This is a genomic window from Micromonospora orduensis, from assembly GCF_006228125.1.
GTDB classification, from domain to species: Bacteria; Actinomycetota; Actinomycetes; order Mycobacteriales; family Micromonosporaceae; genus Micromonospora; species Micromonospora orduensis.
On sequence record NZ_VDFY01000182.1, the window covers coordinates 30,952 to 44,851 of the forward strand.

8 protein-coding genes, 1 pseudogene and 1 riboswitch are annotated in these 13,900 nt (G+C 72.7%); of the genes and pseudogenes, 7 read left to right on the plus strand and 2 right to left on the minus strand.

Annotated elements, in window-relative coordinates; all coding sequences use genetic code 11:
- Window positions 1-64: 64 nt before the first annotated feature.
- Window positions 65-5,908, minus strand: coding sequence for a ThuA domain-containing protein (locus FHG89_RS20340; RefSeq protein ID WP_139585989.1), 5,844 nt, complete (start codon window positions 5,906-5,908; stop codon window positions 65-67).
- 293 nt (window positions 5,909-6,201) lie between these two features.
- A riboswitch (TPP riboswitch) is annotated at window positions 6,202-6,311 on the plus strand.
- On the opposite strand from FHG89_RS20340, the gene thiE reads away from it, so the two are divergent.
- The 7 genes from thiE to thiC all read left to right on the plus strand — a co-directional run bounded on the left by thiE (window position 6,306) and on the right by thiC (window position 12,074).
- A complete protein-coding gene (gene thiE / locus FHG89_RS20345) occupies window positions 6,306-6,929 on the plus strand; it encodes a thiamine phosphate synthase (protein ID WP_139585991.1) in 624 nt (207 codons plus the stop codon). It overlaps the preceding riboswitch by 6 nt.
- Entirely contained in the window at window positions 6,926-8,041 is a 1,116-nt protein-coding gene (thiO, locus tag FHG89_RS20350) for a glycine oxidase ThiO (RefSeq protein ID WP_139585992.1), read from the plus strand. The genes thiE and thiO overlap by 4 nt, the downstream gene beginning before the upstream one ends.
- On the plus strand, window positions 8,032-8,232 hold the full coding sequence (gene thiS / locus FHG89_RS20355; RefSeq protein ID WP_139585994.1) for a sulfur carrier protein ThiS: 201 nt from the start codon (window positions 8,032-8,034) through the stop codon (window positions 8,230-8,232). The genes thiO and thiS overlap by 10 nt, the downstream gene beginning before the upstream one ends.
- Complete coding sequence (locus tag FHG89_RS20360; protein ID WP_139585996.1) at window positions 8,229-9,008, plus strand: thiazole synthase; 780 nt, start codon at window positions 8,229-8,231, stop codon at window positions 9,006-9,008. The genes thiS and FHG89_RS20360 overlap by 4 nt, the downstream gene beginning before the upstream one ends.
- Window positions 9,005-9,682 carry a thiamine phosphate synthase gene (locus tag FHG89_RS20365; RefSeq protein WP_139585998.1) on the plus strand — a complete coding sequence of 226 codons (678 nt, stop codon included), beginning with the start codon at window positions 9,005-9,007 and terminating at the stop codon, window positions 9,680-9,682. Before FHG89_RS20360 ends, FHG89_RS20365 begins: the two co-directional genes overlap by 4 nt.
- Window positions 9,679-10,464, plus strand: a complete 786-nt coding sequence (gene thiD, locus FHG89_RS20370) for a bifunctional hydroxymethylpyrimidine kinase/phosphomethylpyrimidine kinase (protein WP_139585999.1) — start codon at window positions 9,679-9,681, stop codon at window positions 10,462-10,464. Before FHG89_RS20365 ends, thiD begins: the two co-directional genes overlap by 4 nt.
- Window positions 10,465-10,481: 17 nt before the next feature.
- A complete protein-coding gene (thiC, locus tag FHG89_RS20375; protein WP_139586001.1) occupies window positions 10,482-12,074 on the plus strand; it encodes a phosphomethylpyrimidine synthase ThiC in 1,593 nt (530 codons plus the stop codon).
- A gap of 98 nt (window positions 12,075-12,172) precedes the next feature.
- Here the strand turns inward: thiC and FHG89_RS33050 are convergent.
- Window positions 12,173-13,900: pseudogene (locus FHG89_RS33050) on the minus strand (hypothetical protein); the annotation flags it as partial.

Sequence of the window (13,900 nt, forward strand, 5' to 3'; positions counted from 1 at the left end):
TCCCCACTACCGATGAGGGAGGCCCCTCCCCGCCGCCGCAGCGCCGGGGAGGGGCCTCGTCGGATCAGAGCTGGCGACCGGGTGCCAACCGGGTGGCGTCGCCACCGAGCCGCCCGGCGCCCTTGACCGGTTCGCCGTCGTTCGCCTTGACTCCGGCCTTACTGGCCGTACCGCCCAGCCGGACGATCATGGCGTCGGCGTCCCGGATCAGGACGTCCCGGACCTCCGCCTCGGCCACCAGGGTGGCGTCGGCGGCGAGCGTCCGGAACTGCGTCAGCTGCTTGATCGCCTTGGTGTCGTTGCCGGCGGCCTCGGCCTGGCGGGCCGCGTCGAGCTTCGCCGTCAACTGCTTGTGCGCCTTGGCCGAGAGCCGCCCCGTCGCCTTGAACCGGTCCAGCAGGAACTGCATGTCCCGGAACGAGGTGGTGACGAAGAACCGGACGTTCGAGGTCGTCGTGTTGCCGGCCTTGTCGGTCGCGGTGACGGTCAGCTCGTGCAGGCCGAGCGACAGCTCGTACATGGCCTGCAGGGTGCCGCTGGCGTACGCCTTGCCGTCGAGCTGGCCGACCACTGACGCGATGCCCGAGGTCGGGTCCACGGCCTGCCAGGACACCCGGACGTCCTGGCTGTCACCGTAGAGCTGGCCGTCGGCGATCCCGGACACCAGCAGCGTCGGCTTGGTGCCGTCGATCTTCAGGATCGCCGACTTGAGCGTCTCGACGTTGCCCGCCTTGTCTGTCGACCGGTACAGCAGCTCGTGCTGCCCGTCACCGGTCACCGCGACAGGCGCCGTGTACGGCGTCCACGCGCCACCGTCCAGCGACCACTCCACCGACTTGACCCCGGAACCGGCGTCGGTCGAGGCCAGCACCACCGGGATGGTCCCGTTGTGCCAGCCGGCGTCGTTCGCCGGAGCGAACGTCGCCGTGGTGACCGGCGCGGTGGCGTCGATCTTGACCGTGACGGTCTTCGTCGACTCCACGTTGCCCGCCTCGTCGGTCGAGCGGAACCGCAGTTCGTGCTCGCCGTCCCCGCTGACCGCCACCGGAGCGGTGTACGCCGTCCAGGTGGTGGCACCGTCCAGCTGGTACTCCGTGCTGGCGAGCCCACTGCCGCCGGCCTCGTCGGCGGCGGTGAGGGTCACCGTCACCGGCCCGGTGTACCACCCCTCGGTCGGGGTGCCGGACACCGTCGCCGTGGTGACCGGCGCGGTCTCGTCGGCGACCTTCGTGCTCAACCGGAAGTAGTCGAACGCGGCGGTCTTCGAGGCGGTCTGGTTGGCGCCGAGGGTGAACAACCCGACCTTCGGGGTGGCACCCACCGCACTGTTGGTCAACGCCTGCAACGCCGTCCAGGTCGTCCCGTCGGCCGAGTACGACGCGGTGAACGTGTCGCCGGTGCGGGCCAGCCGCAGGTGCCACACCGCACTCGTCAGGCTCGTCGCCTCCGGCTGCGGGTTCTGCACCACCCCGCCGATCTCGCTGCGGAACTCGATCCGCCGCGTCACCGCCTGGCCGGCCTGGTTGTCCGCGATGAAGTCGAACTTCAGGTAGTTGTCGTCGTCGGCCTGCACGAGCAGACCCGCCTGCTGGTACTGCTCGTTCAGCAGACTGCCGTCGACCTTCGTCTCCAGGGTCCAGTCGCCCGACGGCGCGGTCTGGAGGATGAAGTTCTTCGGCCCGGTGTTGTCGGTGCCGTAGATGTCACCGTTGGGCACGTCGATCCGCAACGCGCCACCGGTGACCCGGTAACCGGTCGGGTCCTCCCGCAGGATCGCGTCCCACCGGCACTTGTCCAGCGTGTCGCCGGTGAACTCGTCCGACGGGTCGACCGGGCCGGCCGGAGCGTCCGGCGTGACCTGGAACGAGTCGAACGCCGCGTCGACCACCGGTGCCTCGGTGCCGCCGTTGAGCGCGAAGACCCCGATCCGCGGGTTGGTGATGCCGGCGAGCGCGGCCGAGCGGCCGGCCGGGGTGAAGGTCTGCCCGTCGGCCGAGACGGCCGCGGTCAGGTTCGTCCCGTCGCTGGTGATCCGCAGGTACACGGTGTCACCCGCCGGTGCGGCGACACTGTCGGCAGCCTCGTTGCGCGGCGTGCCGGCCGTCTCCCGGATGAACTCCACCCGCCGGCTGCCGTTGTACAGCAGGTCCAGCTTGGCGTAGTTGTCGTCGTCGCCGTACACCAGCAGGCCGGCCTGCTGGTAGTTGGCCGTGACGGGGAGGGTGACCTTGGTGGTCATCTGCCACGCGCCGGTCGGCGCCGGCTGGAGCACCAGGTTGGTGGCGTCGTTGCGAGCGCCGTAGAGGTCACCCACGCCGGTGGGCAGCCGCAGCGCTCCGCCACCTACCGAGTAGAGCTGGTTCTCCCGGACCACAGTGGTCCACCGCGCCTTGTCGAGGCTGGTGCCGTTGAAGTCGTCCGAACGCGCCCCGAAGCAGGACGTGTCCGGAGCGTCCACCCGCACCGGCACCGTGGCGTACGACCTGGCGCCCTTGCTGTCGGTCACCGTGAGGGTGGCCGTGAAGGTGCCCGCGCTGGTGTAGGTGTGGCTGGCGTCCAGGGTGGACGCCGTCCCGCCGTCACCGAAGTCCCAGGCGTACGTCAGCGGGGTGTCGCCCTCGGCGTCGGTGGCCGTGCCGTCGAACGCCACGGTGACCGGCGCGGTGCCGGTGGTCGGGGTGGCGGTGGCGGTGACCACCGGCGGCGCGTTCTCGGTGACGCCCCGACCGACGAAGTCCATCCAGTTGACGTTGAACAGTGAACCCGCTCCGCCGTTCGGGTCGCGGGCCACGAAGTACAGCGAGCCGCTCGCGGCGCCGGTGACCGGTGCGCTCACGTCCGTGTACGTCTGCCACGCGCCGGTCGCCGGCACCGTGGCCGTGGCGACCACCGGTCCGTCCACCGCGCCCGCCCGGACCTCGATGCGACCGCCGGCGGCGGCCGAGGCGGCCCGGAATCGGATCTCGCTGATGTTCGTCAGGTCCGCCGGGGCGAGCGACCACCAGTCGCCGTCCTCGATGAACCCGATGTTCTGACCGCCGCCGGCGGTGTCGGCGCCGGTCTCCCGCTGCACGCCGGCGTCTCCGCCGCCGGTGCTGACCGGTGCCCGCCCGGTGGCGGTGAAGAACTCGGCCTGCTTGCGCTTGGGTTGCAGCACCTCGATCACCCGACCGGTGAGCGGGCTGGCCCCGCCGGCCCCGCCGTCGTCGGTGTAGGTGGCCTCGAAGACCGCGAAGACGTTCGCCTCGGCGCCGTGCCCGGAGGCGAGCGACGTCTGGACGGTGCCGGTGCAGCCGGTGTGCTGCTCCAGCGGGTGGGCGTGCTCGTCGTGACCCAGCAGCACCTGGAGGTTCACCCGGGCGCAGTCGATCTCCCCGTCCTCCGGGTCGGTCACCTTGATCGAGTAGCGGACCTGGTCACCCCAGTCGAAGAACCCACCGTCCGGCGGGAACTCGATTGTCACCGTCGGGGACGTGTTGCCCACGGTGATCGGCACGTTGGCCACCGCCGTACGGCCCTTCGGGTTGGTGACGGTGAGCTGGGCGGTGTAGTTGCCCGCCGTGGCGTACGTGTGCGTCGGGTTCGCATCGAGGGAGGTCTGCCCGTCACCGAAGGCCCAGGCGTAGGTGAGCGTGCCACCGTCCGGGTCCCGGGAGCCCGCGCTGGAGAAGGTCACCGTCAACGGCGCCGCACCCGAGGTCGGGGTGGCGGACGCCGCCGCGATCGGCGCGCGGTCACCGGCGGTGTAGTCGATCCGGTAGACGCCCGAGTTGTCGTTGTTGCCGCCGAAGCCGCTGCCCCACTCGATCAGGTACAGCGCGCCGTCGGGGCCGAACTCGAAGTCCATCGGCCGGACCATCGTCATGCCGGTGAGCAGCTGGTTGATGTCCACCAACGACTTGCCGTCGGCTGTCAGCTGCATCGTGTACATCTTGTTCTGGTTCCACTCGCCGAGCAGCGCCTTGCCGTCGTAGTACGCCGGCCACTTGCGGGTGGAGTTGAGGTCGGCGTCGTAGCGGTAGACCGGGCCGCCCATCGGGGCGCCACCGCCGCCGATCTCCGGGTACCGCGCGTCACCGGCGTACCCGTAGTCGACGGTCGCGGGGACGACCGGCGGGAGGTTGGTCAGACCTGTGTTGTTCGGCGAGTTGTTCACCGGCGCCGCGCAGTCGAACTTCGCGCCGCTCGGGCCGGACGGGAACGTGTAGTCGTTGTACGCCTCGTTCGTGCCCGTGCAGTACGGCCAGCCGTAGTTGCCGGGGGTCACGATGTTCCACTCGACGAGACCGCGGGGGCCCCGGGTCGGGTTGTCCGCGTTGGCGTCCGGCCCGTAGTCCGCCACGTACAGCGTGTTGGTCTTCGGGTCGGTGCCGATCCGGAACGGGTTGCGGAAGCCCATCGCGTAGATCTCGGGACGGGTCTTCTCGGTGCCCGGCGCGAAGAGGTTGCCGGCCGGAACGGTGTACGACCCGTCGTCCTCCGGGTGGATCCGGATCACCTTGCCGCGCAGATCGTTCGTGTTGGCGGAGGTGCGCTGCGCGTCGTAGTCCTGGCGGCCCGCCCGCTCGTCGATCGGCGAGTACGAGTTCGACTCGAACGGGTTGGTGTTGTCACCGGTGGCCAGGTAGAGGTTGCCGGCGCCGTCGAAGGTCATGCTGCCGCCGGCGTGGCAGCAGGTGTTGCGCTGGGTGTCGACCCGCAGCACCTGCTTCTCGCTGGCCGGGTCGATGGTGTCACCGTTCACCGTGAACCGGGACAGCAGGTTGCGCGTGACGCCATCGTTCGGGGCGTAGTACAGGTACACCCACTTGTTGGTGGCGAAGTCCGGGTCGAGCCGGATGCCGATCAGCCCGTCCTCGTTGCCGGTGAAGACGTCCAGGTCGACGGCGGTGACGGTGTTGCCGGTGTCCGGCTTGATGATCTGCACCCGACCGTCGCGCTCGATATAGAACACCCGCCCGTCGGGGGCGATGTCCAGCTCCATCGGGTTGCTGGTGTTGCTGTCCAGGGAGATCTTCTCGAAGTTGGAGGTCTTCGAGGCGCCACAGTCGGCGTCGACCACACCGGCGGCGGTCTGGATGCCACCGAGCAGGTGCTTGAGGAACTCCGGCTCGGCGTACGACTCCCGGGTGTGGCCACCGCCGGTGTACCAGGAACGACCACCGTCGTAGTCCTGACACCAGGCGGTCGGGTGGTCGGCGCCCATCGCGCCCGCGCCCGGCGTGTAGCTCTTCTCGTCCAGGCTGGCCAGCACGTGCACGTCCGGCCGGGGGTTGGTCTGGAAGTTGTACCACTCGTCGAAGCGGGACCAGCGGTCCGGAAGCTCGGCGGTGGACGGGTGGGCGTGATCCTCCACCTTGACCGTGGCCTGCTGGTTCTGCGGGTGGTTGGCGAAGTACGCGCCGACCAGGTCGCCGTACCAGGCCCAGCTGTACTCGGTGTCCGAGGCGGCGTGGATGCCGACGTAACCGCCGCCGGCCTTCACGTAGCGCTCGAACGCCGCCTGCTGGTCGGCGTTGAGCACGTCACCGGTGGTGGAGAGCCAGATCACCGCCTTGTACTTCGCCAGGTTGGCGTCGGTGAACACCGCGCCGTCCTCGGAGTTGTCCACGGTGAATCCGTTGGCGGCGCCGAGCTGTTGGATGGCGGCGATGCCGGTCGGGATGGAGTCGTGCCGGAAGCCGGCGGTCTTGGAGAAGACCAGCACGGAGTAGGGGTCGGCGGCGGCGGCCTTCGGCGCCTTCGGCACCACCTGGGAGACCGGGGCCGCGGCCTGAGCGTCGCGCGGGGGGATCTGGGCGGCGGCGGGAGCCGCCTGCGCCGGCGACCCGAGCAGGGTCGTCGACGCGAGGGCTAGGGAGATGAGGGTCGCGGTGACGGGTACGCGGGCACGACGAGAACGGGACACGCCGCCTCCAATGTCGCAGTGGACAGGAATACGCGGGGGCCGGCTCGCCGAAGACCGTCCCGGATGGAGCCGGTGGGGATGCCGTGCCAGGGCGTCCACGCCGGCATTTTGTCGAATCGCTGAACAAATTAATTCGGCTCGCTCAATGTCGGGCAAGATGCCGGCGGGTAACGGTTCTGCAACGGGGGGCGACATTCCGAACAGGACCGGGAGAAAGCACCCCGTCGATTTGGCCGCGCGGGCCCGTCGACCCCTCCCTTGGCAGGCCGGCGGATCTGTCGTACGGTGACACGCAAGTAACCCACGGGAGCCCGGTGTACCGGGCTGAGAGGGGGGCTGACAGCCCCCGACCGTCGAACCTGATCCGGGTAATGCCGGCGCAGGGAGGAGCGTTGCCGTGCCGTCCCTTGGACGACTGCATCTGATCACCGACACCCGACCCGGTCGGGACCCGCTCACCATGGTCCGCGCCGCCCTCACGGCGGCCCGCGCCGACCTGGTGGTGCAGGTCCGCGTCGAGGACTCCGCCACCGACCGCGAGGCGTACGAGCTGACCCGCGAGGTGCTGGCGCTCTGCACGCCGTACGGGGCGACCTGCCTGGTCAACGACCGCCTGCACGTGGCGCTCGCGGCCGGTGCCGCCGGCGGGCACGTCGGCGCCGACGACCTGCCGGTCACCGCCGCCCGCCGGGTGCTCGGCCCCACCGCCGTGCTCGGCGCCACCGCCCGCGCACCGGGGACCGCGACCGGGGCGGTCACCGGCGGGGCCAGCTACCTGGGCGTCGGGCCGTGCCACGCCACAAGCACCAAACCGGGACTGCCCGACCCCTTCGGCCCCGAGGGGGTACGCGCGGTCGCCGGCGCGGTCGACGTCCCGGTCATCGCCATCGGCGGGGTGACCGCCGCCCGGGTGCCGGCACTGCGCGCCGCCGGGGCGTACGGGGTGGCGGTGGTCGGTGCGATCTCCACCGCCGCCGATCCGGCCCGTGCCACCGCCGAGCTGCTGCGGGCGCTGGCGTGACAGGCGACGGCACCGCCGTCGACGTGGCGGTGGTGGGGGCCGGGCCGATCGGGCTGGCCATCGCCTGGCGGTTGGCCGCCCGAGGGCTGCGGGTGGTGGTGCACGATCCGACACCCGGGTCGGGGGCCTCGGCGGTGGCCGCCGGCATGCTCTCCCCGGTCGCCGAGGCGTACTTCGGTGAGCGGCAGCTGACCGGGCTGCTGCTGGCGTCCGCCGCGCGCTGGCCGGCGTTCGCCGCCGAGCTGACCGAGGCGACAGGCGTCGAGTTCGGGTACCGGACCGAGGGCACCCTGATGGTCGGCCTGACCGGTGACGACCTGGCCGAGGCGCGGCGGCTCTGGGCGTACCAGCAGGGCCTGGGTCTGCCGGTGACCCCGCTGCTGCCCAGCGGTCTGCGCGACCGCGAGCCGGCGCTGGCGCCGAGGCTGCGCGGCGGCGCGCTCGCGCCGACCGACCACCAGGTCGATCCCCGGTTGCTGGTGCCGGCGCTGCGCACGGCCGCGCAGCGGGCCGGCGCGGTGCTCGTGCCGCGACCGGTCCGCCGACTGTCCGACCTGGACGCACGGGTCATCGTGGTCGCCGCCGGCTGCGGCGCCGCCGCGCTCACCGGGCTGCCGGTGCGGCCGGTGAAGGGCCAGATCCTCCGGCTGCGCGCGCCCGGAGGCGTCGCGCCGTGCTTCCGGCACGTCGTCCGGGGGTACGCCGACGGCGAGCAGGTGTACGTGGTGCCCCGCGCAGACGGCGAGGTGGTGCTCGGCGCGACAGTCGAGGAACGCACCGACACCACGGTCACCGCCGGCGCCGTGCTGCGGCTGCTCCGCGCCGGCGTCGACCTGCTGCCCGAGCTGGCCGAGTACGACCTCGTCGAGGCCGTCGCGGGGCTGCGCCCCGGCACCCCGGACAACGCGCCAGTCCTCGGACCGCTGCCCGGCCGCCCGGACGTGCTCGCCGCGACCGGGCACCACCGGCACGGCATCGTGCTCACGCCGGTCACCGCCGACCTGATCGCGGACCTGGTGCTCACCGGCGTACCCGATCCGCTGCTCGCACCCTTCCGGGCCGACCGGTTCCCCGGTACGGCACGGACCATCCAGGAGGACCCATGGAGTTGACGGTGAACGGGACCGGGCGCAGCGTGGCCGGTGGTACGTCGGTGGCCGACCTCGTCGGCGACATCGCCCCGCAGCACCGGGGAGTGGCGGTGGCGGTCAACGGCGAGGTGGTGCCCCGAGCCGGCTGGCCGGTCACGGTGCTGCGCGACGGTGACCGGGTCGAGGTGCTCACCGCCGCGCAGGGCGGGTGAGCGGCGTGACGTTCGAGCTGGGTGGGGAGACGTTCGGCTCGCGGCTGATCCTCGGCACCGGCGGGGCCGCGAACCTGCATGTGCTGGAGCAGGCGATCCGCGCCTCCGGGACCGAGCTGGTCACCCTGGCCCTGCGCCGGGTGGACACCGCCCCCGGCACCGGCGGTGGGCTGCTGGACCTGCTGGACCGCTGCGGCGTGCGGCTGCTGCCGAACACCGCCGGCTGCCACACCGCGACCGAGGCGGTGAAGGTGGCCCGGCTGGCCCGGGACGCGTTCGACACCGACTGGGTCAAGCTGGAGGTGATCGGCGACGAGCGGACGCTCCTGCCCGACGGGGTGGAACTGCTGCGTGCCGCCGAGGAGCTCGTCGCCGACGGGTTCACCGTCCTGCCGTACACAAGTGACGATCCGGTGCTCGCCCGCCGGCTCGCCGATGTGGGCTGCGCCGCCGTGATGCCGGCCGGCTCCCCGATCGGTTCGGGGCTCGGTATCGGCAACCCCCACCACATCCGGCTCATCCGGCAGAGCGTGGACGTGCCGGTGATCCTGGACGCCGGCATCGGCACCGCGTCCGACGCGGCCCTGGCCATGGAGCTGGGCTGCGACGCGGTGCTGCTGGCCAGCGCGGTCACCCGGGCCGCCGACCCGGTGGCGATGGCCACCGCGATGCGGTACGCGGTCGAGGCGGGCCGCCTGGCCGCCGGCGCCGGCCGGATCACCCGCCGCTTCCACGCCCTCGGATCCACCCCCGACGAGGGGAGACCGGACCTGTGAGCCCGCCGGCGGGGGTTGTCGTGCTGACCGATCGTCGGGTCGCCCTGCGCGGGCTTGAGTGGGTGGTGGCGGGAGCCGTGGCCGGGGGAGTGCGCTGGGTGGTGCTGCGGGAGAAGGACCTGCCCCGCGCCGAGCGTGCCGCCCTCGCCGCCGACCTGCGCGCGATCCTCGCCGACGTCGGCGGAACCCTCATCGTGGCCGGCCCGGACCCGCTCGGCGGCGACGCCGTCCACCTGCCCGCCGCCGGCCCGTACCCGCCGCCGACCCTCCGGTTGGTCGGCCGCTCCTGCCACAACCACACCGAGCTGCGTCGACTGACCACCGAGCACTACGCCACCGTCTCGCCCGTCCACCTAACGAGGACAAAACCCGGCTACGGCCCACCCCTGGGCCCAGCCGGACTGCGACGGCTCATCGAGGTCAGCCCGGTGCCCGTCCTGGCCCTCGGGGGAGTGGAGACACCGGAGCAGGTGACCGCCTGCGTCGAGGCGGGAGCCGTAGGGGTGGCCGTGCTCGGCGCACTCATGCGAGCCACGGATCCCGCCGAGACAGCCGCCACCCTCACCAGCGCCTATGCCGAGGCGGTCACCCCGGAGCTTCTCCAAGCCCGCGCGGGGTCAGCCAGGTCCCCACGACGGCCGCAGCCCCCAACCGCAACCAGGGAAAGAAAATGACCCCGCGAACACTGCTGACCATCGCCGGTTCCGACTCCGGCGGCGGCGCAGGCATCCAGGCCGACCTCAAGGTCTTCGCCGCGTTGGGCGCGTACGGCACGAGCGTCCTCACGGCGGTCACCGCGCAGAACACCAGGGGTGTCGACGCCGTGCTGCCGTTGCCGCCGCGCACGGTCGCCGAGCAGTTGGACAGCGTGCTCGGCGACTTCACGGTCGGCGCGGTCAAGACGGGGATGCTCGGCACGCCGGCCGTCGCCGACGTGGTGGCCGAGGCGGCACGGGACGGCCGGCTGCCGCAACTCGTCGTCGACCCGGTGCTGGTCGCCACGAGCGGCCACCGGCTCGGCGTGGTGGGGGCGGTGGAGCGGCTGCTGCCGTACGCCAGGGTGGCGACGCCGAACTGCGCGGAGGCCGCGGCCCTCACCGGACGCGAAGTGGACGACGTGGCCGCGATGGTCGTGGCCGCCGAGGCGCTCGCGGCCGGCGGCCCGGAGTACGTCGTGGTCACCGGCGGTGACGTCGACGGCGACGAGGCGGTCGACGTGCTGCGCGGCGGTGGTGTCACCACCCTGCTGCGCGCCCCCCGGGTGGACACCCGGCACACCCACGGCACCGGGTGTTCGTTCTCGGCGGCGATCGCGGTGCGGCTCGCGCTTGGCGATCCGGTGCCGGCGGCCGTGGGGGCCGCCAAGGAGTACGTGCTTCGCGGGCTGACCGGCGCGCGGAGCTGGGAGCTGGGCGCGGGACGTGGGCCGCTGGACCACTTCGGCTGGTCCGCTTGATCACCAGGGAGGTTGTCGTGCAGGCACGAGGCAAGGTGTACGTCGAGGGTTCGCGGCCGGATGTGCGGGTGCCGTTCGCGGAGGTGGCGTTGACCGGTGACCACCCGCCGGTGCGGCTCTACGACACGTCCGGCCCCGGGTCGGACCCATCGGTGGGGTTGCCCGCGTTGCGTGGTCCGTGGATCGCCGAGCGGGATGACGTGGCCCCGGTGCGCGGCGCGGGTACGCCGCTGGCCGGCGCGGACGGCCGTCGTCCGACGCAGCTCGCGTACGCGCGGGCCGGTGTGGTGACGCCGGAGATGGAGTTCGTGGCGATCCGGGAGAACGTCGACCCGGAGCTGGTCCGGACGGAGATCGCCGCCGGTCGGGCCGTGTTGCCGCTCAACGTCAACCACCCTGAGTGCGAGCCGGCGATCATCGGTAAGGCGTTCCTGGTCAAGGTGAACGCCAACATCGGCACCTCGGCGGTCACCTCGTCGGTCGCCGAGGAGGTGGAGAAGCTGACCTGGGCGACCCGCTGGGGCGCGGACACGGTGATGGACCTGTCCACCGGCAAGCGGATCCACGAGACCCGGGAGGCGATCGTGCGGAACTCGCCGGTGCCGATCGGGACGGTGCCGATCTACCAGGCCCTGGAGAAGGTCGGCGGCGACCCGGTGAAGTTGAGCTGGGAGGTGTTCCGGGAGACCGTCATCGAGCAGGCCGAGCAGGGCGTGGACTACATGACGGTGCACGCCGGGGTGCTGCTGCCGTACGTGCCGCTGGCCGTGGACCGGGTGACCGGGATCGTCTCCCGGGGCGGCTCGATCATGGCGGCGTGGTGCCTGGCGCACCACGAGGAGAACTTCCTCTACACCAACTTCGCGGAGCTGTGCGCGATCCTCGCCCGCTACGACGTCACGTTCTCGCTCGGCGACGGGCTGCGGCCCGGCTCGATCGCCGACGCCAACGACGAGGCGCAGTTCGCCGAGCTGCGTACCCTCGGTGAGCTCACGACTGTCGCCTGGGAACACGACGTGCAGGTGATGATCGAGGGCCCCGGCCACGTGCCCATGCACAAGATCAAGGAGAACGTGGACCTCCAGCAGGAGTGGTGCCACGAGGCCCCCTTCTACACGCTCGGTCCGCTGACCACCGACATCGCGCCCGCGTACGACCACATCACCTCGGCCATCGGCGCCGCGATGATCGGCATGTTCGGCACCGCCATGCTCTGCTACGTCACGCCGAAGGAGCACCTCGGCCTGCCCGACCGCGACGACGTGAAGGCGGGCGTGATCGCGTACAAGATCGCTGCCCACGCGGCGGACCTGGCCAAGGGTCACCCCGGCGCGCAGGCGTGGGACGACGCCCTGTCGAAGGCGCGGTTCGAGTTCCGCTGGGAGGACCAGTTCAACCTCTCACTGGACCCGGAGACGGCACGCTCGTACCACGACGCGACGCTGCCCGCCGAGCCGGCGAAGACGGCCCACTTCTGCTCGATGTGCGGCCCGAAGTTCTGCTCCATGAAGATCACCCAGGAGCTCAAGGAGTACGCGGCCCGCGGCATGAAGGACAAGTCGGAGGAGTTCGTGTCCGGCGGGAGCCGGGTGTACCTGCCGCTTGCCTGATCCGTCCGTCCGTCCGTTGCCGGCCCGCCTTCCTACGGGCGGGGCCGGCAACGGCTCGACGACTGGTCGGGTAACCCGTGCTGGCCTGCTACGGCTGGTCAGTCGCGGTGGTGCCGCCCGGTGGAACGCAGCGAGCGGCGACCGTTCTCCTGATCCGGCTCGTTGTCGGCCACCGGCTTGCCCAGGCCGGCGACCCAGTCGACGAACTCCTCGTCCTGCGCCGGCAGCGGCTCCTCCGCGTCCGACACGGGCCGGGCCTCCTCGTCCGCCCGGGACCGGTTGCGGCGGAACAGTCCGCCGAGCCGTCCACGCCGAGCGGGCTGCTCCGACTCGTCCCCGGGCGCCGGGTCGGCGTTCGCCGGGCGGTCGACTGCGGAATCAGCCTGCCCCGGCACCACCGGGGAGGCCGGGATCGGCTCCGATGCCACAGCCGGCTCGGACGTCGCCAGCCCGCTGGCGCGTGTCGACGTACCGGTCGCGCGGCGCCAGCGGCCAGCCGCCCGGTCCAACGCGCTGCGGCTGCCGCCGCGCTCAGCCGGCGCGGTCGAACCCGCCGTCGGGTCGTCCGCCGTCCGGTCGGTCTCCGCCGTGTCGGTCGGCGTCGGCGTGTCGGTCGACGCTGCCGTGTCGGTCGACGGCTTCCGGGAGGCGTCCGTCGGACCGTTCTGCGCGCCGGCCAGGCCAGCGCGCCGGGTGGTGTTGAAGGCGTCCCAGTTGGTGGACCGGCTCAGGTCCGGCAGGGATGCCCGGTGGCGGGGGCGGGGCGTCCACTCGACCGGGTCCGAGCTGGTCTCGGCGTCCGGCACCGTCGACGCGATGTCCTCGGCCTGCGCGGCTGCCGTACGCCCCGAGGTGACCGGCCAGGCCGGCGGGGTCGGCGTCCAGCGGTCCGGCTGCGCGTCGCCGACGGACTCCGCGCCGAAGAGAGGCGTGGCGAAGCCGTCCTCCGTGCCGGTGCGATCGGTGGCGGTGCGGCGGCTGGTGACCGTTTCCCGTTCGGGCGCGGAGGCGGTGGCCTCGGTGGCGTTCGCGGCCGGAGCGGTCGCGGACACCGTCGTGGCTCCCTGACCAGCCGCGTCGCGCGGCGTTTCGGAAGCGGCGGGGCTCTCCGGAGTGGCGGCCGGGGTGTCCAGGTCGGTAGGAGCGTCCGGGCCGGTCCGGGCACTGCGGCCGGCGGGACGGCCACCATCGGTGGCGCTGCCGGACCGGGCGGCCTTCCTGGACCGTCCGGTACCGGCGGGCGTGGCGGCGGCGTCGGCGGGCGTGGCGGCGGCACCGGCGGGCGTGACGGCGGCGTCGGCGGTCGACGTGGTCGCGGCGGTTGCGGCGGGTGGTGCGGTCGCTCCGGTTCCGGTGGGTGCGGGGGCCGTGGCGGCCGGGTCGGTCGGTGCGGCCCCGGTGGTCGACGGAGTGCCGTCGGCGTCCAGGTCCGAGGCGGAGGGGGTGGACTTCGCCTTGCGGGTCCGGCGCGGCTTCGGTGCCGGCGGGGCCGTGGTGGCGTCACCGCCCGCCGCGCTCGTGCCGCCGTTGCTGCTCGTGCCGCCCGTCGGGGTCGCGCTGGTCGTGCCCCGGTCGGTCGTGGCCGGGTCGTCGGCGTCCGTGCCGGTGTCCGCCCGCCCGGCGGCCGTTCCATCGCTCGTCGACAGGCCCTCGGTCGGCTGAACCGTGCGGCCCGTGGTGCTCTCCAGCGGGCGGTCCGACAGGTCGGCGGCGAGCGACGAGTCGAGCCCGGCGAGGGGAGAGGTGGCGGTGGGTGCCTGGTCCGCGGCATTGAGTTCGCTGGTCGGCGCCGTCAGCCGGGCGGCGGCGGAGGGTCGGGGAGCGTC